Origin of the sequence: Comamonas sp. NyZ500 (genome assembly GCF_016772095.1) — a bacterium.
Classification (GTDB): Bacteria; Pseudomonadota; Gammaproteobacteria; order Burkholderiales; family Burkholderiaceae_C; genus Comamonas; species Comamonas thiooxydans.
Window position 1 is genome coordinate 1 of the sequence record NZ_JAEIJE010000005.1, and the last position, 24,980, is coordinate 24,980.

Consider the following 24,980-nt stretch of genomic DNA (forward strand, 5'->3'; position numbering starts at 1 on the left):
TGAGCCTTGCGGCTCAAGTCAAAGGGTGGGTCAGTTTGAGATGGAAATGGCGGGTCAGTTATGCGTGGAAATTAACAGCTGGCCTCGGACAGCTCGAAGCCGTCCTTCACAGCCTGCACAATGCCCGGCAGGTTGGGGCGCGGGTCGAGCAGCCAGATCTGCGACTTCATCGCGAAGGCGTGGCTGCGCTCCTGCATGATGGACGAGCCCTCGCCATAGTCCTCGCCGACGATCACCAGCGCGCCGCCCTTGACGCCGCCCGAGGCCAGGTTGGCCAGTGCATCGGACGCCACGTTGGTGCCCACCGTGGCCTTGAAGGTCACGGCGCCGCGCAACGGGTAGTTGACCGACGCGGCCAGCGTGGCGGCGGCCGTGGCCTCGCTGGCGCTGTTCTCGAAGCGGATGCCGTGCTCGGCCAGGATGTCCTGCGCATCGGCCAGCACGTCCATCAGGTGCGAGATGGGCGCGCCCTGGTAGCCCGCGACGTAGTTCACGCCCGACTCCAGCAGAGCCTTTGTCACTGCCAGGATGCCCTCGCCGTGGAATACCTCGCCCGCGCCCAGGCGCAGCTTCTTGACCTCTTCGACAAACGAGCGTTCTGCCATCGCAAGATCCTTCACAGGGCCCGCGTGGGAACGGGCATTTATGATTTTGGATGAATATGGCACGTATTACTTTAAAAATAAATATATCCAAAATCATTGTTTTCCCTAGCCTCAAAGGGGATGACAAATACCGTGTCACGGATCAAAAGCAGTGTGAAAACGCCTAGCGCACGCAATGGCCCATGCATGTGCGCCAAGGGGAGAGTGGTTCTGGAGACCCCGGGACGGTCCAGGATCAGGCACACGCCTGCCACTGTGGCCAAAGCCAAGAGCACCGAGGCCATGGATCTGATAGCGGCTAGCGGCTACCAGGAGATCGCGTCAGGCTGATTTGCGTTGAAATTCGAGCAATTTCAGCATCACGCCCGATGTTCACAAGATAGGATTTTCCAGCTCTGGGCCGTGCTACTGCAGCGGAACTACGCTGGTTCCGGGAATCCAAATCCGCCTTTGCCTTCAGCATTGCATAAAGTTGCCCAGATACACGGAAGCCACTCGGAACCCAATGTCTAGTTGCACCTTATTTGCCGATCACCCCAGGCCATTCATGATGGTGTTGCACAGCGAATTGCGCAGATCCGGTGAGCTGTTGAACTGCTCCTTGCAGACCGCTTGATCAGCATCTGCTCTTCCAACAACTGGTCCTTAAGCACACCACCGACATACAGAAGTTGGTCACCGTCGGTCAATTCGACCTCGAACACACCATTCACCTTTTCGATGATTTCTGCCGAATAGGCTTTTTTCCTTTTCCGGCACCGGTCCACTACCCATGGCCTGGACCCTGTAGGTGCCAGCCTGGCTCAGACCCATGATTTCCTCGCCCACTTTTTTGAGCGAGTGATCGCGCTATCGCGTACCGCGAAGAGAGCCTATGGCCCTCTCCCATTGGGACGCAATCAGGCCTGCCACAGCCCTCATCACAAGCGCTATGGCAATTCACCGATACGCTGGCAGGCGTATTTCTTATCCCTTCACGTCCGGCATTTGAGATGCCGTCAGCCCAGCCTCTGCACCGAAGCCCTGGCCTTCACGCGCTCGAAGTGGGCTGCCACGCGCGGGAATTCGGCGATGTCCACGCCGTCGCCCTTGAGCCAGCCGGCCACGGTGTAGAGATAGCCGTCGGCCACGGTGAACTGCTCGCCCATCACCCAGGTCTTGTCGCCCAGATAGTGCTCTTCGATCATGGCAAAGCAGTCGCGCATGTTCTGCGGCACCTTGGCGCGCATGGCGGCCTGGGCGGCCTCGTCGTCGGCCCAGCGCGAGGCGCGCGGACGGTGGGCGTGGGCGATGTGCGCGGTCGATGCCAGATAAGCATTGAACTCCTGCATCTGCGCCAGCGCGAAGGGGTCCTCCAGCGGCGCCAGCCTTGCCTGCGGATGGGTCTGCGCCACATACAGCAGCAGCGCCGGAGTTTCGGTCAGCACGCCGCGTTCCGTGGCCAGCGCGGGCACCCTGCCCTTGGGATTGATGCTCAGGTATTCGGGGCTGCGCTGCTCGTTGTCGGCAAAGCTCAGCGTCTTGAGCGTGAACTGGGCATCGGCCTCATAAAGCGCAATCAGTACGGCCTGCGCGCAGGTGCCAGCTGCGTAGTAAAGCGTGGTTTGGCTTGCCAAAATCGTTCTCCCGTGGATGGTGATATGCCTGTGCAGTGTAGGCTGCTGCGCAGCCGGCTCAATCCCATGAGCCGGGTCTGCTCATAGCAATGACGCAAGGCAGACATCGACATCTCATGGCAGCATCGCGCTTCTCCCAGAAGTGCCCCACCCGAAATGAAATCCTCCATCCGCATTGTTGACGTCGACCGCCTGGAAACCTGGAGCAAGTACAAGGCCGGCATGTGCGACAGCTGCGCAGCCAATTGCTGCACCATGCCGCTGGAGGTACGCCTGCCGGATCTGGTGCGCCTGGAGCTGGTGGACCCGTTCGAGGTCGAAAACATCGAGCCCAAGCTGATCGCCAAGCGACTGCTGAAGATGCGCCTGATCGACCACTTCAACCCCAAGCACGAGATCTTCACCATGGCCCGCCGAGCAGGCGGAGACTGCAACTTTCTGGACAAGAACACGCGCCGTTGCACGGTCTATGAAAAGCGCCCGGAGACCTGCAGATTGCATCCCAAGAAGGGGCCCAAACCGGGGTTCTGCGCCTACGGCAACAAGGCGCTTTCGCAGATCTGAAAGCTTCTGGGCAGCGCTTCAGACATCGGCCACGGCAGGTAGCCAGATGCGCGCCACCATGCCCGGATTGGCGTTGTGAAAACTGAGCTTGCCGCCATGCAGCTGGACAATGGCCAGCACGCTGGCCAGGCCCAGTCCGTAGCCTGGGCGATCCGATTCTGCGCGATAGAAACGGGTGGTCATTTTCTCCAGGGTCTGAGGATCTGCGCCCGGTCCCTGGTCCTGCACGGTGATCTCCACCCCCCATGCGCCATCGCTGCCCTGCTCCTGCGCCGGGGCCGCACGCAACAGCACGTCAGCGCCATGAACATCATCAGATGACGCTCCGTATTTGATAGCGTTATCAACAAGATTGGAGACGGCGCTGGCCAACAAGTCACCATCGCCCAGGGCCTGCACACCTTGCTGCACATCCAGCCTGAGAATGCCGCCGGCGTCTTCCACCAGCGGCTCGTAGAAGTCCACCACATCGACCAGCAAGGCCTGCAGGTCAACCGGTGCAAAGCTCTTGCGGCTGGCTCCGCTTTCCACTTCGGCAATCTGCAAAAGCTTCTCGAACACCACACCGAGTTCAGCGACTTCTTCGGCCACCAGCGCCAGCGTGGCGGACTGCATTTCGGGGCTGGCCTGCTGCGCGTTGCGCAGGCGCAGCAGGATGCGCGTCAGCGGCGTTCTGAGGTTGTGCGCAATGCTGTTGGAGACATGGCGTATGCCTTCCATCAACTGCTCGAGCCGATCGAGCATGGCGTTGATATCGCGGTTGAGCAGCGTGAATTCATCGCCGCGCTGATCGACCGGAATGCGCTGTCGCAAATCGCCCGCCGCAACGCGCGACATGGTGTTGCGAATGGCTGCCGCGCGCTCATCCACCACACGCCTGAAAACCATGGCACCGATCAGGGCCATGATGCAGGCTGCAACGGCCGCCAGCAAGCTGGCCTGACCGAACAGCTCCTCCATGTCACGCTGCAGTTGCATGTCGCTGCCTACGGCCAGCAGATTGCCATTGGGCATTTCGACCACGGCAACCCGGCCCACCATCAGCCGCCCGTTGCGCTTCACGGTCAGCTCGCGCACGCCCATGATGCTGAGCTTGCGCGGAGGATAGACCTCAGCATTGCTGACAATGGTCTCGCCCTGCGGGTTCATGAGAATGAGGATTTCCGTGTCGGTATTCACACCGTCACGAATGGTCTGCAGTATCTCGCTTTCCAGTGCTCCAGGGCCGTATTTGGCCGAGTGCTCGGTCAGTCTGCGCACATGGTTTTCGGCCTGCTTGTCGAGCCTCACCCGCACCACGCCCACGGTCTGCACATAGAAGACAGCCAGCACAATGGCCATGGTCAGAACCAGGAGGCCGCCATAGCTGAGTGCCAGCCTGAAGGCCAGCGAACTCCAGGGTCTGGAGCGCATCATCAGACCACCTCGGGCAGGTCTTGCGGCTGGTCCGAAAGGCTGTAGCCCACACCGCGCACGGTATGGATGAGAGGCGTGGCAAAGCCTTTGTCCACCTTGCTGCGCAGGCGGCTGATGTGCACGTCGATCACATTGGTCTGCGGATCGAAGCGGTAATCCCAGACCGACTCCAGCAGCATGGTGCGCGTGACGATCTGGTGCGCGTGCTGCATGAGAAACGCCAGCAGGCGGAACTCGCGCGGCTGCAGCGACAGCGGCTGGCCGGCGCGCTCTGCGCTGCGCGAAATCAGGTTGACGCGCAGATCGGCCACCTGCATCTCGCGCGTGGGAGCCGGGATCTGGGCGCGGCGCACCAGGGCTTCGAGCCTTGCCGAAAGCTCGGAAAATGCAAAGGGCTTGGTCAGATAGTCATCGCAGCCGGCCTTGAGCCCGCGCACTCTCTCATCCGTGGCAGACAAGGCACTGAGCACCAGCACCGGCGTCTGTTTTCCCATGGAGCGCAGTGTCTGCAGAATCTGCAGCCCGTCAAAGCCATTGGGCAACATGCGGTCGAGGATGATGACATCCCAGTTCTCGCCAACGGCCTGTGCAATGCCTTGCACGCCGTCACCGCAGACGCTGACATGCGCGCCTTGCTGGCGCAACCCTTCAGCGATGTAACGCGCGTTGAGCGCATCGTCTTCGATGATGAGGTAGCGGTACATGCTGAGTCTGTCTCTGGCCGTTGGTGGACAGACACTATAAGCCGTTGCCTCCACCTTCGCAGCCGGCGATGCAGCAGCATCAGGAGGTGGTACAGGGGTTTGTGCCATCTCCCTCGCCTCGCTCAAGGCTGCACCTGTGGCAGATCGCCGCTAGCCAGACGCACTTCCCACTCCGCATCCAGCATGTCCTTGACCAGCTCCAGATGCTCCAGCCTGTGCTCGGTGATCGAGCCCAGCGCATCGATCAGCTCCAGGATCGTGCCCTTGCCCAGCTTGTAGGCGTCTTGTGCCATCTGGTGCAGCGGCGCAATCTGCGCCAGCCCTTCCTTCTCGTAGTCGCGCACGGCCGTTCGGCGCAGCGACAGTTGCTGCAGGGCGCGCTGCAGCTCGGACTGGGCGGCAAGCACAGCCGCATCGCGGCGCAGCTCGGCCTGATCGGCCTCGACCTTGGCGCGCTCGATGGGGCCTTGACGGCGGTCGAACAGCGGGATCTCCACGCTCACGCCCACCTGGTTGAAACTGCCATCCACGCTGTTGCGAATGCGGGCCAGACCAAAGGATGGCGTGGGCAATGCTTCACGCTGCTCCAGCTTGATTTTCTGGCGCGACCTGTCGAGCTCGGCCTGCGCTGCACGCAGACTCGGCAACTGGGTCTGCGCCTGGTTCCACAGCTGCTCGTAGCTGGCTGCCTTGCGAATGTCAGTGGCCTGCAGGCTGCCTTCCACACGCACCTGCCATTGCGGCAAGGCCGCAATGCTGGCCACGCGTGATGCTGCATCCCGCAAGGCAGCCTGGGCCTTGCTGACCTGCATGCTCATCTGGGCCTGTTGCAGGTTAAGGCGCGCGCCGTCATAGCGGCTGCGCGTGCCTGCTTCGATCTGGCCCTTGACGATGTTGCCGGCCTTCTCCAGCTCATCACGGGCAGCCAACCACACCTGATAGCGCTGCTGGGCCACCAGCAGCTCATTGAAGGCATGGGCTGCATCGCTCATGGTGACGGCGACTGCCACATCGGCATTGGCCTCTGCGGCCTTCTCGCCCAGCCTGGCGTTCTCGATGCGCATGCCACGCTGGCCGAAGATGGGGATGGCCTGCTCCACACCCCATTCCTTTTCTCCGCGCTTGCTGGAGTAGTGCATGGCGGGATTGGGTATGGTGGCAGCCGTTTTGCTGTCTGCCTTTGCCAGATCCAGCTGCATGCGATCTGCCGCCAGATTGGGCTGGTTCTGCACGACGATGCGCAGATATTCCTGCAGGGTCACAGGCTGTGCAGGGGCCGCCAGACGGCCCGCTGCAGCATTGCTCTGTGCGGCTGCATCCATAGCCTCGGCAGCATGGCCTGTGCCGCTGAAAGCGCCGCAGCACAGTGCAGCGGCCATGGCCAGAGAGTGCCACTTATTCATCTTGAGCGCTTTCATCACGTTCTTCCTGCGTCAACATGTTCTTGGGGCCCAGCAAGGCATACAGCACGGGCAGCAGCACCAGCGCCACCAGTGGCAGCACCACCATGCCGCCAACGATGACCGAGGCAAAGGGGCGCTGGGTTTCGCTACCCACGCCGGTAGACAGAGCCATGGGCAGCAGGCCCAGCAGCGCCAGCAGCGCCACCAGAATGATGGAGCGCATGCGCTCGGCTGCACCTTCGATCAGCGCCTGCATCAAGGGCATGCCCTGGCGGCGCAAATCCTCGACCGCAGAGACCACCAGCAAGCCCGCCAAGGCCACCTGACCCAGCAAGGCGATAAAGCCGATGGCCGCGCTGATGGACAGCTCGATGTGTGCCAGATGCAAGGCTGCGATGCCACCCACCATGGCAAACGGCGCGCACAGCAGGATGATGCCGGCGCTGCGGGCCTGGCCCAGAGCGCCGAACAGCAGGGCATAGACGATGACCAGAGACAGCGGCACCACCACCTTCAGGCGTGCAGCCGCACGCTGCTGGTTCTCCCACTCGCCGCCCCAGACGGCCTGGTAGCCTTCGGGCAGCTTCACGTTCTGCTTGAAGGTGGCCAGCGTGTCCTTCACCACCGAGCCGATATCGCGGCCTTCCACGTTGAACTTGAGCGCCATGTAGCGCGCATTGCCTTCGCGGAAGATGGAGGAGTTGCCGATCTTCATGCTGACCGTACCTACCGATCCCAGGGGGACCGAACCACCATCGGGCAGCGGTATGGCGATGTTGCGAATGCGCTCCTCGTCCATACGGTCCACATAGGGCAGACGCACGCGCACCGGCACGGGGAATTCACCCTCCCACAAAGTGGTGGCCACATTGCCTGCCAGGGCCACTTCCAGCGTCTTTTGCGCGTCTTCCATGGCGATGCCCTGGCGCGCCAGCGCCTGGCGATCGAACTGCACATGCACCTGCGGTGCCGGAGCATCGCGATACAGATCCAGGTCAACCACTCCGTCGATGCCTTTCACCAGCGACTTGGTCTGCTGAAGAATGCCGCGCAGGGTGGGAATATCGGGGCCGAACAGCTTGAGTACCACCTGGCCGCGCGCGCCCGATGTGGACTCTTCCACGCTGTCGCGAATGGGCTGCGCAAAGTTGAAGGCCACGCCAGGAATTTCACCCAGCGTCGCACGCATTTCCTCGATCAGCGCGGGCTTGGTCAAGCCCTTGCGCCAATCGCCATGGGGCTTGAGGCGCACCAGCACCTTGGCCAGATTGAGCGTCTCGTTGTCAGTTCCCGATTCGGGGCGTCCCTGCTCCGTGGTGACGGTGATCACCTCGGGGAAGACCTTGAGACGCAGACGCACATCGCGCAGCACTTCCTGGCCTTTTTCCAGCGAGATGGAAGCAGGCATCTGCACCAGCACATAGGCATCGCCCTCATCGAGCTCGGGCAGGAACTCGGTGCCCAGCCATTTGGCTGAAACCCCGGCCACCACCAGCACGCTCACGAACACGGCAATCACGGCCGTGCGACGCTTGGCTGCGCCCAGCACCTTGGCGATCCAGTGCTGGTAGCCATGATGCGCGCGGTCGAAGATCTTGGGCTCTTCCACCATCACATGCTTGGGCTTGAGCATCAGGGCGCACAGCGCAGGCACCAGCCCCATGGCAAACACCAGCGCACCCAGCAGGGCAAAGCTGTAGGTCATGGCCAGCGGGCGGAAGATGCGGCCTTCGATGCTCTGCAGCGAGAACACGGGAATCAGCGCCGCAATCACGATGGCCATGGCGAACAGCGTGGGCTTGGCCACGGCAACGGCCGAATCCACAATGATGTGGCGCATGTCGTTCGCCGTCTGCGGCTTGCGCTGGCGTGCATTGCGGATGATGTTCTCGGCCAGCACCACGGCACCGTCCACCATGATGCCGAAGTCGATGGCTCCCATGGAGATCAGATTGGCAGGCATGCCCAGCCAGTGCAGGCCGATGAAGGCCACCAGCAGCGACAGCGGAATCACGGTGGCCACGATCAGCGAGCCACGCAGGCTGCGCAGGAACAGCCACAGCACGGCCACGATCAGCGTGGCCCCGAACAGCAGGTTGTGCTGCACGGTCTTGAGCGTATGGCCCACCAGATCGGAGCGGTCATAGTTGGTGACCATGTGCATGCCTTCAGGCAGGCCACCGCTGTTGAGCTCATCGACCTTGGCATGAATGTCATCGAGCACGATGGAAGGGTTGGCGCCGCGCTTGAGCAGCACAATGCCCTGCACCACATCGTTCTGGTCGTCCATGCCCACCGAGCCCTGACGCGGCGTATGCGACTGCGCGACACGCGCCACGTCACCGATGGTCACGGGAGCCTTGCCACGCATGGCAACGACCACATCCTGAATCTCCTGCGGATTGCGCAACAGGCCGATACCGCGAATGATGAAGGACTGTTCGCCGCGGCGCATCAGGCCACCACCGACGTTGCGGTTGGACTTGGACAGTGCATCGCTCACATCGTCCAGCGACAGGCCCAGGCTGTATAGCTTCTCGGGGTCCACTTCAACGTGGAATTCCTTGACGAAGCCGCCAATGCTCACCACGTCGGCCACGCCCTGCACCTGCTTGAGCACGCGCACCACATGCCATTCCTGCTCGGTGCGCAGCTGCGCCAGAGTGTGCCTGTCGCTTTGCAGGCGATAGTAGAAAATCTTGCCCAGCGGCGTGTAGTCAGGCGCCATTTCAGGCGTCACGCCGTTGGGCAGATCTGCCTGCGGCAGACGCTGCGACACCTCGGCGCGCGCGGTAAAACTTTTCGCGTCGTCGTTGAAGACCAGGTTGATCATGGAGAGGCCGAAATAGCTCTCCGAACGCAGCGATATCAGACCCGGCGTGCCGTTGAGCTCACGCTCCAGCGGCTGGGTGATCTGGCGCTCCACTTCTTCAGGAGCCAGGCCAGGTGCCTGGGTGATCACGCCGACCTGCACATTGGTCACGTCAGGATAGGCTTCGATGGCTGTCTGCAGATAGGCGTAGACGCCATAGATGGCAATCGCCAGCGTGGCGCACAGCGCCAGCAGCCGGCGATGGACGACAAATGCAATAAATGAACGCAGCATGGTTCAGACTCCTGCCGGGACTACAGCAGCTGACTGGCCGCGCCGTCGAGCAGCAGGCCACCACGCACCACGATCTTCTCACCGACCTTGAGGCCGCTGATCACCGGCACCATGCCGCGCGATGGACGCCCCAGCGTCACCACGCGTGCCTCGAACTGGTTGTTCTCATGCTGCACATAGACCACGCTGCGGCTCTCATCCTTGATGAGCACGGCAGTGACGGGAATCAGCATCTCCTGCAGATTCGACAACTGCACGCCCACCTTGGCCTGCATGCCGGGACGCAGCACCGGGTTCTGTTCGCTCAGCTCCACCACCACGGCAGCGCGGCGCGACTCCTTGTCCAGCGTAGCCCCCAGATGACGGACCGTGCCCTTGATCGGCTTGGGCAGCTGCGGTACCTCGACCTGTACGGAACTGCCCAGGCGAATGCCGGGCAGATCGGACTCGAACACCTCAGCGACCACATTCATGGCCTGGGGATCGCCAATCATGAACAGCGCCGCTCCCGGCTCGGCAGCGGTACCCACCACGGCCTTGCGCTCGGCCACGATGCCGGCACGCGGTGCGCGCAGCTCGATCCGATCGCCGCCGCCGGAGCCCAGCAGCGCTGCCGTGCCCTGTGCACGACCAAGCTCCTGCGAGGTTTCACGCAGCTTGGCCTGCGCGGCACGCAGATCGACTTCCACGCCCACGCCCTTGTCCACCATGGTCTGCTGGCGCTGGGCTTCCACCACAGCCACGTCGTGTGCGGTCTTGGCCGCAGCCACGTCATAGCGGGTGCGCAGTGCATCGGGGCTGACCAGCGTCGCCAGCAGATCACCGGCCTTGACCATATCGCCCACATGCGCGTTGACAGCCACGACACGCGCCGATAACGGCACTGCAACCGAAGCCACACGATCCTCGACAAACGCCACATGCGCAGGAGCCCAGGCCATCTGCACCCCTTGAGGATCGGCCACGGGCGCGATCTCCAGCATCTTCACGGATTCTGGCTTGACCTGAATAAAGCCTTTGGGCAGCTGCGCAACCGGCTTCTTCGCTTCCTCGGTGGCCTTGGAGGCATCACAGCCACCCAACAGACCCGCCACGGCAATGGCCGCAGCCACCACCGGCAGTCTTGCCCATGTCCAGTTTGGTAAATGTGCCGCTCCCGGCAGTCCCACAAGGCTTTTGTTCATCGTTCACCCTTTTCCATGACTGGCAAGTGACGAGCTGGTCCGCGGCTTCACTTGCAGTGATGCCACCATGCTAGGAACAGCCCCCAGCTGCGTGGATGACACACGCATTACGGTTTGGTAAGACCGGACACAGGCACAAGCACGACCAGAGAACAGCCGGGCCAGGGCTGAACAGGGAAATCAGCCTGCAGACTTGATGAATTGCCCGTTTTCCAGGCAATTCATTGACAGCATCTGTCAATTGCTCAAAAAACAGGCATTTTTCATGTATTTTTTCATACATGAGTATTAAAAGTAGCCAAAAATCGTGACCAAAGCCAAGGCCACGTCTCATATCTGAATTCTTCAGAAAACACGATCAATCCATTGATAAGCAATGGATATCTACTATCAAAAGTAGAGCTTTGAAGTTATCCACGCAGTGGATAGATTGCGCCCCTCCCTCCTCCGCATCCCGGATTTCAACAGAAATGACCGCTCTGGCATACAAACCAGCGGCATGACCATCATCAGTGGAAAATTCAGAGCCTGAATGCCTTCAGGAGCAGATCCGTCTAACCTGTGGATAAACCGAGAACTCCATACCCTGCAAGAGCGATGCAAGCCATGGATAAACTTACTCACAGCGCTTGAAAACTATGCAGATCCCGAAAAACCTCAGCAGTATCGAAATCTAGAAAAAGTTTTTTATTCATAAAAATTTAACAACCATATCCACAGACATGAATACATGGTTGTCTCCAGGATATGTACAGGCCAATTCTCTGATCTCCCTGTGGATAAGTTTCTTGGTAACTACCATGGACGGAATCCACAACTACAATGAACAAGTCACATACAAGTGGTGGAAAAGTTTCATTGAAACCGCCCACTGGATACAAGCGCAGAACATACAAACTCCCCTGTTTTGTATGCCGTATCACATAAGAAATTCAATCTTATTTGATACATATCTCTGTACGAATACTTATAAAACGCCAAAGCACAGCGTCTTTGCGTCTCAAAAAACGCTGAAATGCATGAAAAAAAGTGGGCTGAAGAGGCCCTGAATTCCTTTGATGCCGTGGTCGGGGCCATGCCGGGGTTTCGCAGTCGTGATGGACAGCGAAAAATGGCGGCCCAGATCGCGCAAACGCTGAGCCAGGCCCAGCTCGGAAAAGTCGATGAAGGCGAACCGGAACCGCGTCGTGCCATCGCTGTCGTGCAAGCCGGAACCGGGGTCGGAAAATCGCTGGCCTACAGCATTCCGGCCATTCGCATGGCGCTGTCGCGCGGCACGCGCGTGCTGATCTCCACAGCCACGGTGGCGCTGCAGGAACAGCTGGTGAACAAGGATTTGCCGGCTCTGGCGCAAAAGCTGGACCAGCCATTCAAATTCGCACTGGCCAAGGGGCGTGGCCGCTTTGTCTGCAAACTCAAGCTGGAACGTCTGGCGAGCACGGGGGAAGCACAGGACGAGATGGACGATCTGTTTGGCGATGAGCAGGGCCAGACCAAGTTCAGCCGTCCTCAGCATGAGCTGCAGGCCCGCATGCAGTTCTACAAATCCATGGCCGATGCGCTGGCCACGGAGGCCTGGAACGGCGACCGAGATTCGCTGGAGACCCCGCCTGAGGCCGAGGCCTGGAGCCCCGTGGCAGCCGAGTCCTCTTCATGCACCGGAAAGCACTGCCCGGCCTTCGGCAACTGCGTCTATTACGAACGCCGCAAAGACCTGGTGGCGGCGCAAGTCATTGTCGCCAATCATGATTTGCTGCTTTCCTCGCTGGGCTCCAAGCTGCTGCCCGAGCTGGACAATTGCCTGCTCGTGCTCGATGAGGCCCACCACCTGCCCTCTACGGCTCTGGACCAGTTTGCCGGCGAGATGGATCTGAGCCGCCTGGGCTGGATCGACAAGCTGGCCAGCCGTGCGCTGCGCGTGAACCAGGTCGCCGAAGTCGAGGAACTGGCCGACGTGCCCAAGCATGCGGGTCAGCTGCGCCAGCAGATGCAGGAGCTGGCGCGGCTGGTCATGGAGCACTACGGAGAGACTCTCAAATCGCAGAAAGACAGCTATGGGCCAGCCAGGGTACGGGCACCCCGCGGAATGCTGCCAGAGGCCCTTCTGGAGCCTCTGGGACAGATTGCGCACCATGCCGACGGCTTTCTGGATGCGCTGCGTGCCGTCTCCAAGGCTCTGCGTGCCGAAATCAAGGAACAACCCGAGGAAGCACAGCGCCTGTCCACCGTCTATGCGCAGGTAGGCGCCCTGGCGCCCAGGCTGGAAGCCATCTTCAACACCACGCAATTGCTGCTGCAGAACAACGAGAGCGATGGCGACGGCAAGATGGTGCCCCATGCCAAGTGGTTCACGCTGGAGATGGACGGCGAGTTCATCGTGGTCAAGGCCCATGCCAGCCCCATACAGCCCGGCTCCACCCTGCGCCAGCACCTGTGGTCGCAGGTACGCGGTGCGGTGCTGACATCCGCCACGCTGACCAGTTGCGGCCACTTCGACTTCTTTCTGCGCGAAGCGGGGCTGGCCAATGACGATTCCGTCACCACGCTGGAAGTGCCCAGCCCATTCGACTATGCGCGCCAGGGCACGCTGGTGGCCCGTGAAACGGCCTCAGACCCGCGCGAAGCCGCCCGCTTTACCGAGGAGATGGTCGAGGCCCTGCTGAACGATCTGAGCCGCATAGAGGCCGGCGCACTGGTCCTGTTCACATCCCGCGAGCAGATGCGCCAGGCCGTGGACGCGCTTTCCACCAGCATGCGCAACCAGGTGCTGGTGCAGACCGCCCTGCCCCGCCAGACTCTGCTGGCACGCCATCGTGAGGCCGTGGCGATGGGCGAGCCCTCCATCATCTTCGGCATGCAGTCCTTTGGCGAAGGACTGGACCTGCCCGGAGCGCTCTGCGAGTCCCTGTTCATCACCAAGCTGCCCTTTGCTCCGCCCGATGACCCTGTTGGCGAGGCAAGAGCCGAATGGCTGCGCAGCAGCGGCCGCAACCCCTTCAACGAGCTGGTGGTGCCGGCCACGGCCATTCGCCTGGCCCAGTGGGTAGGCCGTGCCATCCGGACCGAGGAAGACCAGGCCCATGTGTACTGCTATGACCGCCGCCTGACGGGCACCAGCTACGGCCAATTGCTCATCAAGGGCCTGCCGCCCTTCACGCTGCAACGGAGCCCTGTTTCAATGCCTTGAAGTCCTGAGCGAAGCGCGCCTTTCACACTGCTGATCCAAGGCCGTTTCGCTGCTCTTTTGCGCCATTCCTGAGGCAGGTTTTCAGCGCTCCAGGCCTTTGCAGCATGGCTCTTTTCTGCACTGCTGCAGCGCCCTTCCTGCGCACGTTCACTCAGTCCCGGCGCACTCCGCGCAGTTGTAATTTTTCTAACAGTTGCCGGGCAATGCGAGACGGCATCCGTCTTGCAGGACTGGCAACCCGCAAGGTCTTGCCCGAAGCGGCGCAGCCGGGCAGGTGCGCTGCAAACCCCATGGTTGTTGAGCAACTCCGGATTTCAGACCTGTCGGTGTTGGCGGGTGCCGCACTTTCCCAGCGCTTGTCACATCTGGTCCGGGTCTTGCTCCACCGACAAGCGAAAAGTTCTTTTAAAACAATGATCTATAGATCGTTGAATTTTTTTGAACGAGCAGGGCGCAATCATGGCTGATATCGATTGCACGCACGTTTGGCCAGTTTCCCCCAGCTGTTCATAACATTCTGTGGATAACAGTCGCTTCAAAGACTCTTCAATGGGAATTTATCCCCACCTCATGTCATTGAGGAGGCGCATCTTACGCCAATTTTTCGAGATCTGGCGCGTCAATTTTCCCAAAGCCCTTTTTTTCTGGACTTCCCTCTGAATCAAAGGGATTGGAGCACCTGATCAGCTGCAATTTTGCATGGCCCCGGCTCTTGCCTGCGACTTTGCCTTCAGTTGTTCTTTAGAAGTTTTATAAAAATATAGTCGTAGTAGTAAGACTTGGCATCTGCTGTTGATAACTTTAAAAACTCAAGGCAAATCAAGCATCTTGCGTAATGACAAACATGGAGACAAATGACGGTTGCTGCTGTCCTTGATCCATGAACAACTTGGCCTTCTTCCATATTTTTGTGGAAAACATGAAAGTTGATATCCGCTTATCCACAGAAATCCATTTTTCTGTTGATTGGCAATAAATGTTATTTATCCGTTGATATATATACGTTGTTAGCTATTATTTTTATAGTGAACAACTGATAAAGACATGCTTGAGCACATCGGATGTCAAGGGTGTGATGTAGCAAGAACTTCTTGAAGCAGATCTGATCAGCCTCTTTTTTTATTCAGACCATCTCAGATTGCTGTGTACACTTCGGCCAAAGTTGTTATTTCTAGTCCTATCTTTTTACTTAGTAGTAATAGTAAGTAGTCCACTTAATTGTTGATAAGTAATTAAGTTTATTTAAAATCAATAACTTAGACTTTTCCAAAGTCTGTGCCCTTGCATGGGCTGCCGTTGTCATTGATTTGGGAACAACTTTTCAGAAGCCAGCCTGGCTGTGGAAAACAGAAAATTTCCATGGCTTTTATCACCATGTTTATTCACAGGCCGTGCAACTGCTGCAAAGCATGAAAAAAGCCGCCCGTTGGGCGGCCAGGTCGACCCGGATAGCGCTGCCCCGGGGATTCAGAAGTGGCGTGCGTATCGCAGCTGAAGAAAGTTCTCTCCCGGATTGGGGCGCTTGATGCCTGCATTGGACTGGTGCTCGAAGCGCAGGCTGATCTCGTTTTTCAGTTGCTCGCCAAACAGGTAGCCGATGCCTATATGGCTGGCAAAGTTGTAGCGGGTCGAAAATTCCTTGTGATCGGTGATGAAGCGGTGGTTGATGGCATAGCTCACGCCCAGGCCGGCTTGCAGGAACCAGGGAGACTGGCCTTGAGAGGGGCGCCAGCGCAATGTGGGTTGTGCACCCAGAACCCAGGTTGAACGATTGCCGCCCTGATAGTCGGCCGACCAGCGGCTGACAGAGAGATCCCAGTAACCCGTCATCCGACCCGAGCCAAGGGCGTAGCTCCAGTTCCAGGGGAGGATGACGCCGCCTGTCCAGCTGTCGGTGCTGTGCTCCGCCGAGCCGTATTGCAGATAGAGGCCGGTCGTCGATGCTTGAACAGGCTGTGCATGAAGCATGGGGCTTGTCAGGCCGATCAGCATGGGGACTACAAGATTTGTTGCTAATTGCAGTTTTTTCATGTCAATTGCCATCTAAATGCTTGGAATCTGGTCGCGATATCGATACTACGACAATGCCTTGATTTCGCTCCCTCTGTGGATATGAATTTAGAAGCTTGTGAATAAATGTTCTGTCGGCAAGCGCTTGCGTTGGTAGTCAGCCAATTGATATCGAAATGAAAAAAGCCCCCGGTCATGACGACCGGGGGCTTTTATGGAGAAGGCGATTGAACTCGGCTTACTTGGCCGCAGGGGCAGGAGCTGCGGGACGTTCCTGGCCGGGTTTGCCGCCATGATGGCCGTGATGGTGCTCACCGCGCTGGTGATGCATGTGCAGGGTGGCCGCATCGAAGGTCTTTTTCTGCTCGGCATTGAGCTGGGCGTAGAAGGCCTTGGTGGCTTCGGCACGGCGGTCCATTTCCGCCATGCGCTTGCCGCGCATTTCACGCATCTTGTCGATGCGCTCGGGCGTGGTCAGCTTGGCAAAGGCTTCGCGGTCGCCGGGGGCAGGGCGTTCACCGGGCTTCATGGCCTGGGTGTAGGTGGTCCAGGCAGTTTGCTGCGCAGGCGTCAGCTTCAGATCGGCCTTGAGTTTTTCCATGCGCTGCTTCATATGCTCCATGCGGTCGCCGCGCTTGTCACCACGCTGGTGCTTGTGCGGCTCTGGCGCTTTCTGGGCTGCGGCAGGCTGCTCGGCGGCAGCGGTGGTCTGGGCAAAGCTGGGCAGGCTCAGCGAGGCGAGCAGGGCGGTTGCCACAGCGGCGCTGGTCAATGTCTGGCGAAAGCGGGTCATGTCTGTTTCCTTTTCGGTTGAAGTGGAAGAAGTGGCCGCCTGGTCTTGCTCCTGAATGGGCATTCGGTAGCGGATGACTGAAGTGTGGACCCCCCATGTTTCTGAGACGTGAGGTTTTGCAGCCGCTCTGTAAAGATTTGATAAGTTTGAGTGGCTGCGACTGCGCAACAATGCATGCATGGGCTGCATTGGCGGCCGATTTTTTTCCGCGAGATCCAGCTGCAGGAGCTGGCGACGATTGAAGGTTTAGCAAAGGTTTTTGATGTTCAAGAACATGATTGTTTATCGCATTGCCGAGAGCTGGCAGGGCGATCTGCAGCAGCTCGAAGATGCGCTGCAAAAGACGGTGTTTGAGGAGTGCGGCGCGACCCAGGAGCGTTCCGTGGGTTGGGTGCCGCCGCGCGGCGAGGCCCATGGCCCGCTGGCGGAAAGCGTGGCCGGCCAGTGGGTGATGCGCTTCATGAGTGAGTCCAAGATGCTGCCGGCCAGCGTGCTCAACCGCAAGGTCAACGAGAAGGCCGAGCACATCGAAAAGACCGAGGGCCGCAAGCCCGGCAAGAAGGAGAAGAAAGAGCTCAAGGACGAGGCCAAGCTGGACCTGCTGCCCATGGCCTTCACCAAGCAGGGAGCCATGTGGGTCTGGATCGATGCGCAGGCGCGCACGCTGGTGCTCGATACCAGTGCACAAGGCCGTGCCGACGAGATCGTGACGCTGCTGGTCGAAGGCCTGCCGGGTTTTGCGGTGGCGCTGCTGGATACGCAGACCAGTCCGCAGGCCGCCATGGCGCACTGGTTGATGACGCAGGAGCCGCCCGCAGGTTTTTCCATAGACCGCGAGTGCGAGCTCAAGGCCGCCGATGAGTCCAAGGCCGTGGTGCGCTATGCGCGCCACCCGCTCGATATCGACGAGGTGCGCCAGCATATCGAGCATGGCAAGTTGCCGACCAAGCTGGCCATGACCTGGGATGACCGCGTGAGCTTTGTGCTCAGCGAAGGTCTGCAGATCAAGAAGATCGCGTTGCTCGATGCGGTGATGGACGGCAACAGCCAGGACGATGGCGGTTTCGATACCGATGTGGCGATTGCCACGGGCGAGCTCTCGCGCCTGATTCCCGATCTGATCGAAGCGCTGGGCGGGGAAGGGCGTACGGGTCTGGGCGACGGCCTGCCTGCATCGCTGTCGTCGGCGCCTGCCGCAGAAACCCTGCCCGTGCGTCTGGCACAGGGACGCGGTCAGGGCACGTTCACCGGGCCGGCCACGGCGCCCGCCGATACGGCCCCGGAAGAGGCACCGTTTTGACGCTATGGATGATGTAGCTGTCTGCGCTTTCCAGGCAATGAATTCAGTATTTATTAATGCTGAAATCAAGCACTAGCAAGCGCAAGAAGCTATCAAAAAAGGCCTGCCAGATCACTCCGGCAGGCCTTTTTCATGGGCGTATCAGACGCCTGGAATATGTGCTTCAGACGCGTTCGAAAATCGCGGCAATACCCTGGCCGCCACCGATGCACATGGTCACCAGCGCATAGCGGCCGCCAGTGCGCTGCAGCTCGTAGAGAGCCTTGGTGGTGATGATGGCGCCGGTGGCACCCACGGGGTGGCCCAGGGAGATGCCGGAGCCGTTGGGGTTGACCTTGGCAGGGTCCAGAGCGAGCTCCTGAATCACGGCGCAGGCCTGGGCGGCGAAGGCTTCGTTGGCTTCGATCACGTCCATCTGTTCGATCTTCAGACCGGTGCGTGCCAGCACCTTCTGCGTGGCAGGGACCGGGCCGATGCCCATGTATGCGGGCTCGACGCCTGCGTGGGCGTAGCCGACCAGGCGGGCAATGGGCTTGGCGCCGGAAGACTTCAGCGCCTGCTCGCTCATCATCAGCACGGCAGCCGCGCCATCGTTGATGCCGGAGGCGTTGCCGGCGGTGACCGTGCCGCCTTCCTTCTTGAACGCGGGCTTCATGCCGGCCAGGGTGTCCAGTGTGGTGGCTGCGCGCACATGTTCGTCGGTGTCGAACAGCACCACGCCCTTGCGGCTGGCAATTTCCACGGGAACGATCTGCTCCTTGAAGCGGCCGGCCTCGATGGCGGCAGCGGCGCGCTGCTGGCTGATGACGGCCAGCTCGTCCTGCATCACGCGGCTGATCTTGTAGCGCTCGGCCACGTTTTCAGCAGTGATGCCCATATGCATTTTTTGCCAGGGGTCGTGCAGGATGCCCAGCATGTAGTCGATGCTCTTGGCATCGCCCATGCGTGCGCCCCAGCGCGCAGACATGTCGAAGTAGGGGCCGCGGCTCATGGATTCGGAGCCGGCGCCAATGGCCACTTCGCAGTCGCCCAACGCAATCGATTGAGCTGCCGAGACGATGGCCTGCAGGCCAGAGCCGCACAGGCGGTTGACGTTGAAGGCAGGGGTTTCGATGGGGCAGCCGGCGTCCACCGCCGCCACGCGGGACAGGTAGGCGTCGCGCGTGTCGGTGGGGATGACGTTGCCCATCACCACATGGCCCACGGTGTCGGCAGCGATGCCGGCACGCGCAATGGCGGCCTTGACCACGGTGGTGGCCAGCTGGGCGTTGGGAACGTCCTTGAGGCTGCCGCCAAAAGTGCCGATGGCCGTGCGCGCGGCGCTGACAACGAAGATGTCTCTGGTGCTCATGGTTTGTCTCCTGCATCGCGTCGGCAATGCTTGTGCTTGAGTGATTTGAAAAGATGAATGAGAGCAACCGCATTCATCGCACAGAGTATTCTGCAGTATTTGCTGCAGTGCAACATGTCTCATTGTTGACGCGGCCCTGCGTGGGCGGCGATGGTTTCACGTGAAACCCATGAGCAGCCTCAGGCCGCAGTCCTGCGCCGGCTTCTCGGAGTGGGAGCCATGGGTTCGTGATGGGCCGGCGTCAGGTCGGTGTCCGCGCTGGCCAGGTCGTCGAGGATGGGACAGTCCGGCCTGTCATCACCATGGCAGCAATGCACCAGAGTCTGCAGCGTGCGCTGCATGGACTGCATGGCGGCGATGCGCTCGGTCAGCGTGGCGATGTGCTTTTGCGCGATGGCCTTGACCTGGCTGCTGGCGCGGCCCTGGTCCTGCCACAGGCCGAGCAGGGTGGCGATCTCGTCCATGGAAAAGCCCAGATCGCGCCCGCGGCGGATGAAGCGCAGCGCATGCACATCGGCTTCGGTGTACTGGCGATAGCCGCTGTCGGTACGGTGCACGGGTGGCAGCAGGCCCAGTGACTCGTAGTGACGCACCATGCGCGCAGAAACCCCGGCGCGGCGCGCGGCCTCGCCGATGACGACAGGCCAGTTCTGAGCGATTTTTTGTGTCGATGGGTGGTTGGGCATGGACGATCCTGAGAAAACGCGCCAGCGGCCTTCTGATGGCTCGCGTGAGGTGCTGGCGCGGTAGGGGAGGCTGCGCTCAGGCTACCTTGTAGCCCTCTTCGGCAATGGCGGCTGCCACGGCCTCGCGGCTGGCGCCGGTTTCGACTTCCACTCGGTTGGCGGCGCGGTCGATCTTGATCTGCGCCTGGGCATCGACGCCCTGGATGGCATTGGTGACGGCGCGTTCGCAGTGGCCGCAGGTCATGCCTTGAACTTCAAAAACTTGTTGCATGGATGGCTCCTTCAGAAAGTGAGTCGACCGGACTGGCGGACTCCATGTCTTGAATGGTTAACCCTAACATCATGGCAAGGTCAAGCCTTTGACAAGACATGAAGCCGGCAGGGTTGATAAGCCGCAAAGACTGCCGATAAGAACTTGTCATATTGCTGATCGCCATGGCTTGGGCATCGCAGTCACGGGTTTTTCTTGGTGTCGGTGACAATCTGAAACAATTTGCAAGTTCTGGCCCGACAATGCCAGTCGTTCAAAGTGGAGAGGGATTCATGAGTCTGTTGGAAATGATGCGGGGCTTCACCATCCGCACGCGCATGCTGGGCGCCATTGGTGTGGTGATGGTGTTGCTGAGTCTGCTGGGGGGCGCCGGGATGTTGGGCATGTTCCGCATCCAGGACATGAGTCAGGAGTTTCTGAGCAACGCCTTTGTCAAATCGGGCCATATGGCGCAGTTGCGCACCGAGCTGGGTGGCATCCGTTCCAGCGAGAAGGACATGGTCATCCAGTACGAAAAGCCCGAAGAGGTGCGTAAGGCCTATCAGCAATGGGTCATGTTCATCGACAAATCCAAGGTGACATTGGGCAAGTTTGTGACCGACCAGAACGCGCAGGACGCACAGCTGACCAAGAGCATCATTGGGCACATCGACGCTTATCGAAAGCTCTTCGAACCTGTTGCGCGCCAGCTTGAAGCCGGTGGCTATGACTCGGCCACCACGGCCAACCGCATGAGCGGCAAGGCTCTGGCCGAAGTCATGGAGGCCGACAAGCTGCTGGCGCAGCTGGACAACTTGTTGCGTGAGCAGGCCAATGCACTGGCCGCAGCCGAGCGCGACGTGGCCGACCAGACACGCTGGATGTTTGTGGCGGCCGTGATCCTGGCGCTGGTGGTGGTGATTCCGCTGACTTTGCTGAACATGCTGTCCATCTGCCGTCCGCTTGAAGTGGCCCGCCAGATGGCACTGACGATTGCCGGCGGCGATCTGTCGCACAGGGCCGAGGTCAGCGGCAAGGATGAGCTGACGGATCTGCAGCGTGCGCTGGACCAGATGCAGCAATCGCTGAGCACCACGGTGGCCCAGGTGCGCGATGCCAGCGGCAATATCGCCACGGCCAGCCAGGAAATTGCCACGGGCAATCAGGATCTGTCGGCCCGCACCGAACAGACTGCCAGCAATCTGCAGGAAACCGTCGCGTCGCTGGCTCAGCTGACGGCCACGGTGCAGCAGACCGCATCGTCTTCGCAGCTGGCCAACCAACTGGCTGCCTCGGCCTCTTCGACGGCCGTGCAGGGCGGAGAGATTGTCGGCCAGGCCGTCAACAGCATGCAGGAGATTTCGGCCTCCAGCCGCAAGATCGGCGACATCATCGGCCTGATTGATTCCATTGCTTTCCAGACCAATATCCTGGCGCTGAATGCCGCTGTGGAAGCGGCCCGTGCCGGCGAGCAGGGCCGTGGTTTTGCCGTGGTGGCGGCCGAGGTACGCAGCCTTGCCCAGCGTTCGGCCCAGGCCGCCAACGAGATCAAATCGTTGATCAACACCAGCGTGCAGACCGTGGACGTGGGCGCGCGCCAGGTGGAGAGCGCAGGCAAGGCCATGCAGGAGACTGTGGACAGCGCACAGCGTGTGGGCGACATCATTGGCGAGATTACGGCGGCGTCCAGCGAACAGTCGCTGGGCATCAGCCAGGTCAACCAGGCCGTGGGCGATATCGACCGCATGACCCAGCAGAATGCGGCCCTGGTGGAAGAGTCTGCCGCCGCCGCAGAATCGCTGCGCGAGCAGGCGGCGCGACTGGCACAGCTGGTCAGCCAGTTCAAGCTGGCCGGCGGCGCGCTGCATGCAGTCATGCGCAGCCCCAGAGGCGCAGCCCATCCCGGCATGGCGCCTGCGGCGCTGGCCTCTGCCCAGGCGGCCTTGCCGGGCCAAAAGCAGCAGTTGCTCGAACAGGCCTGATCCTCAGGCGGAGCACGCCCACAAAAAAGCCCGGTTGCTGTGCTGCACCGGGCTTTTTTCTTTCGTTCAACAGCTGCTGGCGCAGGCGGCGACAGGGCCTGCAGCCCGATCGCGCTTACTGGCTGGCGAGCGCAGGGTAGTCGGTATAGCCGTCGGCCCCACCGCCGTAGAAGCGATCGCTGTTCCAGGCATTGAGCGGCAGGTCGTCGCGCAGACGGTGCACCAGATCGGGGTTGGAGATATAGGCCTTGCCGAAGGCCACGACATCGGCATAGCCGCTTTCCACAGCGCGCGTGGCCAACTGGCGGTCATAGCCGTTGTTGACCATCCAGGCTCCCTTGCCGCCTGCAGAGCGATAGGCCTGTTTGAGTGCCTGGTAGTCGAAGGGACGATCCGCCAGTTCGCGCGGACCGCCTGTTGCGCCTTCGATCACATGGATATAGGACAGGCCCAGCGGGGCGAGCTGGCGCACCAGATATTCGAACAGCACCTGCGGGTTTTCGTCCACGATGTCATTGGCTGGCGTGACCGGGGAGATGCGGATGCCGACCTTGCCGGCACCGATGGCATCGGCCACAGCGCGCACGCATTCCAGCACCAGGCGGGCCCGATTTTCGATGCTGCCGCCGTAGTCGTCGCTGCGCTGGTTGGTGCCGGTTTTGAGGAACTGATCGAGCAGATAGCCGTTGGCCGCATGCAGCTCCACGCCATCGAAGCCGGCCGACTGCACGGCTTCGCGCGCGGCGGTGGCGAAGCTGTGAACGATCTCCGGCAGCTCCTGCTGCTCGAGTGCACGCGGCGCCGAGGTGGCGACAAACTGGCCTTGTCCCGTCTCGCGGTCGATCACAAAAGTCTTGGAGCGGGCCGTCAGCGCCGACGGCGCGACCGGGGACTGGCTGTCTGGCTGTAGCACGTTGTGGGAGATGCGACCCACATGCCAGAGCTGGGTGACGATGCGGCCACCCTTGGCATGCACGGCATCGGTGACTTTTTTCCAGGCCCGCAGTTGCTCTTCGTCATAAAGACCGGGCACATCGGCATAGCCTTGTCCCTGGTGGCTGATGGCCGTGCCTTCGCTGATCAGCAGACCGGCAGAGGCGCGCTGGACGTAGTAGGTTTGCATCAGCGGCGTGGGTATCGCGTCGGGGGCGCGGTTGCGCGTCAGCGGTGCCATGGCAATGCGGTTGGGCAGACGCAGGCTGCCTGCTTCAATCGGTTCGAACAATGAGGTCATGCAGAACTCCAGATGAAAAAAGCTCGGTGGGTACCGAGCTTTTGAGTTTGCATGGATGTCGAAAAACTTACTTGAGCAAGCCCTCTGCCTTCATGGCAGCCTGCACTGCGGGGCGCGCCAGAATGCGCTCGCGATAAGCCTGAAGGTGCTGGAGTTCAGAGATGTCCAGGCCTACAAATTGGGCCCAGCCTGTGACCGTGAAAAAGTAGGCATCGGCCACGGTGAACTGATCGCCCATCAGATAGGACTTGTTGGCGAGCTGCTCGTTGACCCAGCTCAGGCGCTTGAACAGATTGCCGAGCAGCACAGGCTTGAAGTCTTCGGGCGTTGCGGGGCTGAACAAGGGGCTGAAGCCCTTGTGCACCTCGGTGCTGATGAAATTCAGCCATTCCTGAAGGTGGTAGCGTGCCACGGTGCCGTTGGCCGGCGCCAGGTTCTTTTCGGGGGCCAGGTCGGCGAGGTACTGAACAATGGCCGGACCTTCGTGCAAGGTGTCGCCGTTGTCCAGCACCAGAAAGGGCACATAACCCAGCGGATTGATGCCGTAGTAATCCGTTCCGTCCTGGAGCTTGTGGCTCTTGGTGCTGACCATCACGGTTTCATGCGGCAGGCCTGCTTCATGCAGCACGATGTGCGGAGACATGGAGCAAGCGCCGGGGCTGTAGTAAAGCTTCATGGTGAGTGGCTCTCTATGCAATGAAAAGACAAGCGCCCATGCTAAACCGGTTGCACTTCATATGCATGCGCAGCCGGCAGAAGTCCGGATCGGAGAGGAGATTGCTCAGCCCAGGCGCCCTGCAGCCCACAGCACCTGCTGCACAAGAGCCTCCATGCCTTGCTGGTTCTGTGTACGCAGCAGATGACCCTGGGCATCGAAAGCCTCTGCCGCATGGCTCACTGCATGGCTGCGCGGTGCTACCCAGCATTCCAGATTCAATAGCAGCGCTGCGAGGTGAGACTGGGCTCTCAGGCCGCCTAGACCTCCAGGCGAGGCACTGGCCATGCCGACGACCTTGTTGCGAAAGGGCAGGACGCCATCAGACCACTGTGCATCGCCCTTGACCGGGCTGGAAGCCCAATCAATCGCGTTCTTGAGCAGGGCAGGGTAGCTGCCGTTGTACTCGGGACTGCAGACAATCCAGGCCGCATGGCTGTGCATGGCCTGCTTGAGGCGAATGACATCGGCTGGAGTGCCCTGCGCTTCGAGGTCGGCGTTGTAGAGCGGAATGTCGTAGTCCGACAATTCCAGCAGGCTGGGTTGTGCGCCTTGTTGTTCCGCGATGGAGGCTGCCACCTTGGCCAGCTTGCGGTTGTACGAGTCCTGGCGGGTGCTGCCCGCAAAAATGAGAATTTGCATGCAGTGATTGCAGCACAGAGCGATTGCATTTTTCATGCATAGACGGGGCTATCAGGGCAAACATCTAGGCCGGGCTTCAGGCCGCCATGTTTCACGTGAAACCCCCCTGGCAAGGCATTGTTGCGCCAATGGTGGGAAAATTGCAGGTTCCCCGCAGGGCTGGACATGGCGCGAGAACATGTCCGCCTGCCGTGAGAGCCGAGGCATGGTTGCTTCGTGCAGGGGCAAGGGC

The 24,980-nt window shown here is 60.5% G+C and carries 18 protein-coding genes and 1 pseudogene; 4 read left to right on the forward strand and 15 right to left on the reverse strand.

Features of this window, described 5'->3' with window-relative positions:
- Positions 1-77: 77 nt before the first annotated feature.
- Together JAO85_RS09695 and JAO85_RS09700 are read right to left on the reverse strand one after the other, a co-directional pair.
- Positions 78-605: pseudogene (locus JAO85_RS09695) on the reverse strand (indolepyruvate ferredoxin oxidoreductase); the annotation flags it as partial.
- 998 nt (positions 606-1,603) lie between these two features.
- On the reverse strand, positions 1,604-2,221 hold the full coding sequence (locus JAO85_RS09700) for a glutathione S-transferase family protein (protein WP_202787986.1): 618 nt from the start codon (positions 2,219-2,221) through the stop codon (positions 1,604-1,606).
- A 156-nt stretch (positions 2,222-2,377) separates the two neighbouring features.
- Here JAO85_RS09700 and JAO85_RS09705 point away from each other — a divergent pair, with 156 nt between their 5' ends.
- Positions 2,378-2,785, forward strand: a complete 408-nt coding sequence (locus JAO85_RS09705; protein ID WP_003065319.1) for a YkgJ family cysteine cluster protein — start codon at positions 2,378-2,380, stop codon at positions 2,783-2,785.
- An 18-nt stretch (positions 2,786-2,803) separates the two neighbouring features.
- On the opposite strand, the gene JAO85_RS09710 is transcribed toward JAO85_RS09705, so the two are convergent.
- The 5 genes from JAO85_RS09710 to JAO85_RS09730 form a co-directional block, all read right to left on the reverse strand.
- On the reverse strand, positions 2,804-4,201 hold the full coding sequence (locus JAO85_RS09710) for a HAMP domain-containing sensor histidine kinase (RefSeq protein ID WP_034392850.1): 1,398 nt from the start codon (positions 4,199-4,201) through the stop codon (positions 2,804-2,806).
- Positions 4,201-4,905, reverse strand: coding sequence for a response regulator transcription factor (locus JAO85_RS09715; RefSeq protein ID WP_003065317.1), 705 nt, complete (start codon positions 4,903-4,905; stop codon positions 4,201-4,203). The genes JAO85_RS09710 and JAO85_RS09715 overlap by 1 nt, the downstream gene beginning before the upstream one ends.
- A gap of 122 nt (positions 4,906-5,027) precedes the next feature.
- Complete coding sequence (locus tag JAO85_RS09720) at positions 5,028-6,323, reverse strand: TolC family protein (protein ID WP_202787987.1); 1,296 nt, start codon at positions 6,321-6,323, stop codon at positions 5,028-5,030.
- Positions 6,301-9,414, reverse strand: coding sequence for an efflux RND transporter permease subunit (locus JAO85_RS09725; RefSeq protein ID WP_012836546.1), 3,114 nt, complete (start codon positions 9,412-9,414; stop codon positions 6,301-6,303). The genes JAO85_RS09720 and JAO85_RS09725 overlap by 23 nt, the downstream gene beginning before the upstream one ends.
- A 20-nt stretch (positions 9,415-9,434) precedes the next feature.
- Complete coding sequence (locus tag JAO85_RS09730; protein ID WP_034347924.1) at positions 9,435-10,598, reverse strand: efflux RND transporter periplasmic adaptor subunit; 1,164 nt, start codon at positions 10,596-10,598, stop codon at positions 9,435-9,437.
- Between the two features lie 1,015 nt (positions 10,599-11,613).
- Between JAO85_RS09730 and dinG the strand changes: the two genes are divergently transcribed.
- Positions 11,614-13,785 carry an ATP-dependent DNA helicase DinG gene (gene dinG / locus JAO85_RS09735; RefSeq protein ID WP_012836548.1) on the forward strand — a complete coding sequence of 724 codons (2,172 nt, stop codon included), beginning with the start codon at positions 11,614-11,616 and terminating at the stop codon, positions 13,783-13,785.
- A 1,467-nt stretch (positions 13,786-15,252) separates the two neighbouring features.
- On the opposite strand, the gene JAO85_RS09740 is transcribed toward dinG, so the two are convergent.
- Both JAO85_RS09740 and JAO85_RS09745 read right to left on the reverse strand, forming a co-directional pair.
- Positions 15,253-15,816: an acyloxyacyl hydrolase gene (locus tag JAO85_RS09740; RefSeq protein WP_039049437.1), complete on the reverse strand. Its 564-nt coding sequence runs from the start codon at positions 15,814-15,816 to the stop codon at positions 15,253-15,255.
- Positions 15,817-16,033: 217 nt separating this feature from the next.
- Positions 16,034-16,588 carry a Spy/CpxP family protein refolding chaperone gene (locus tag JAO85_RS09745; RefSeq protein ID WP_034351558.1) on the reverse strand — a complete coding sequence of 185 codons (555 nt, stop codon included), beginning with the start codon at positions 16,586-16,588 and terminating at the stop codon, positions 16,034-16,036.
- 262 nt (positions 16,589-16,850) lie between these two features.
- Between JAO85_RS09745 and JAO85_RS09750 the strand changes: the two genes are divergently transcribed.
- Positions 16,851-17,888 (forward strand): recombination-associated protein RdgC, encoded by a 1,038-nt coding sequence (locus JAO85_RS09750; RefSeq protein ID WP_054073424.1) that lies wholly within the window; start codon positions 16,851-16,853, stop codon positions 17,886-17,888.
- Between the two features lie 163 nt (positions 17,889-18,051).
- Here the strand turns inward: JAO85_RS09750 and JAO85_RS09755 are convergent, their stop codons facing one another.
- The 3 genes from JAO85_RS09755 to JAO85_RS09765 form a co-directional block, all read right to left on the reverse strand.
- Positions 18,052-19,239, reverse strand: a complete 1,188-nt coding sequence (locus JAO85_RS09755; RefSeq protein ID WP_003072098.1) for an acetyl-CoA C-acyltransferase family protein — start codon at positions 19,237-19,239, stop codon at positions 18,052-18,054.
- Positions 19,240-19,418: 179 nt separating this feature from the next.
- The gene (cueR, locus tag JAO85_RS09760; protein WP_012836552.1) at positions 19,419-19,925 is read right to left on the reverse strand and encodes a Cu(I)-responsive transcriptional regulator; all 507 of its coding nucleotides are present in this window, start codon (positions 19,923-19,925) and stop codon (positions 19,419-19,421) included.
- A gap of 76 nt (positions 19,926-20,001) precedes the next feature.
- Positions 20,002-20,196, reverse strand: a complete 195-nt coding sequence (locus JAO85_RS09765; RefSeq protein ID WP_012836553.1) for a heavy-metal-associated domain-containing protein — start codon at positions 20,194-20,196, stop codon at positions 20,002-20,004.
- A gap of 272 nt (positions 20,197-20,468) precedes the next feature.
- On the opposite strand from JAO85_RS09765, the gene JAO85_RS09770 reads away from it, so the two are divergent.
- Complete coding sequence (locus JAO85_RS09770) at positions 20,469-22,157, forward strand: methyl-accepting chemotaxis protein (RefSeq protein WP_202787988.1); 1,689 nt, start codon at positions 20,469-20,471, stop codon at positions 22,155-22,157.
- A 115-nt stretch (positions 22,158-22,272) separates the two neighbouring features.
- On the opposite strand, the gene JAO85_RS09775 is transcribed toward JAO85_RS09770, so the two are convergent.
- From JAO85_RS09775 to JAO85_RS09785, 3 genes are all read right to left on the reverse strand, one after another.
- The gene (locus JAO85_RS09775; RefSeq protein ID WP_202787989.1) at positions 22,273-23,391 is read right to left on the reverse strand and encodes an alkene reductase; all 1,119 of its coding nucleotides are present in this window, start codon (positions 23,389-23,391) and stop codon (positions 22,273-22,275) included.
- A 67-nt stretch (positions 23,392-23,458) separates the two neighbouring features.
- Entirely contained in the window at positions 23,459-24,067 is a 609-nt protein-coding gene (gene gstA / locus JAO85_RS09780; RefSeq protein WP_003065291.1) for a glutathione transferase GstA, read from the reverse strand.
- Positions 24,068-24,172: 105 nt separating this feature from the next.
- A complete protein-coding gene (locus JAO85_RS09785; protein WP_034351157.1) occupies positions 24,173-24,748 on the reverse strand; it encodes an NADPH-dependent FMN reductase in 576 nt (191 codons plus the stop codon).
- Positions 24,749-24,980 lie beyond the last annotated feature (232 nt).

Coding starts and splice junctions, on each gene's coding strand:
- JAO85_RS09705 (WP_003065319.1), top strand. CDS start 2,378: ATGAAATCCTCCATCCGCATTGTTGACGTCGACCGCCTGGAAACCTGG.
- JAO85_RS09710 (WP_034392850.1), bottom strand. CDS start 4,201: ATGATGCGCTCCAGACCCTGGAGTTCGCTGGCCTTCAGGCTGGCACTC.
- JAO85_RS09715 (WP_003065317.1), bottom strand. CDS start 4,905: ATGTACCGCTACCTCATCATCGAAGACGATGCGCTCAACGCGCGTTAC.
- JAO85_RS09720 (WP_202787987.1), bottom strand. CDS start 6,323: ATGAAAGCGCTCAAGATGAATAAGTGGCACTCTCTGGCCATGGCCGCT.
- JAO85_RS09725 (WP_012836546.1), bottom strand. CDS start 9,414: ATGCTGCGTTCATTTATTGCATTTGTCGTCCATCGCCGGCTGCTGGCG.
- JAO85_RS09730 (WP_034347924.1), bottom strand. CDS start 10,598: ATGAACAAAAGCCTTGTGGGACTGCCGGGAGCGGCACATTTACCAAAC.
- dinG (WP_012836548.1), top strand. CDS start 11,614: ATGCATGAAAAAAAGTGGGCTGAAGAGGCCCTGAATTCCTTTGATGCC.
- JAO85_RS09740 (WP_039049437.1), bottom strand. CDS start 15,816: ATGAAAAAACTGCAATTAGCAACAAATCTTGTAGTCCCCATGCTGATC.
- JAO85_RS09745 (WP_034351558.1), bottom strand. CDS start 16,588: ATGACCCGCTTTCGCCAGACATTGACCAGCGCCGCTGTGGCAACCGCC.
- JAO85_RS09750 (WP_054073424.1), top strand. CDS start 16,851: ATGTTCAAGAACATGATTGTTTATCGCATTGCCGAGAGCTGGCAGGGC.
- JAO85_RS09755 (WP_003072098.1), bottom strand. CDS start 19,239: ATGAGCACCAGAGACATCTTCGTTGTCAGCGCCGCGCGCACGGCCATC.
- cueR (WP_012836552.1), bottom strand. CDS start 19,925: ATGCCCAACCACCCATCGACACAAAAAATCGCTCAGAACTGGCCTGTC.
- JAO85_RS09765 (WP_012836553.1), bottom strand. CDS start 20,196: ATGCAACAAGTTTTTGAAGTTCAAGGCATGACCTGCGGCCACTGCGAA.
- JAO85_RS09770 (WP_202787988.1), top strand. CDS start 20,469: ATGAGTCTGTTGGAAATGATGCGGGGCTTCACCATCCGCACGCGCATG.
- JAO85_RS09775 (WP_202787989.1), bottom strand. CDS start 23,391: ATGACCTCATTGTTCGAACCGATTGAAGCAGGCAGCCTGCGTCTGCCC.
- gstA (WP_003065291.1), bottom strand. CDS start 24,067: ATGAAGCTTTACTACAGCCCCGGCGCTTGCTCCATGTCTCCGCACATC.
- JAO85_RS09785 (WP_034351157.1), bottom strand. CDS start 24,748: ATGCAAATTCTCATTTTTGCGGGCAGCACCCGCCAGGACTCGTACAAC.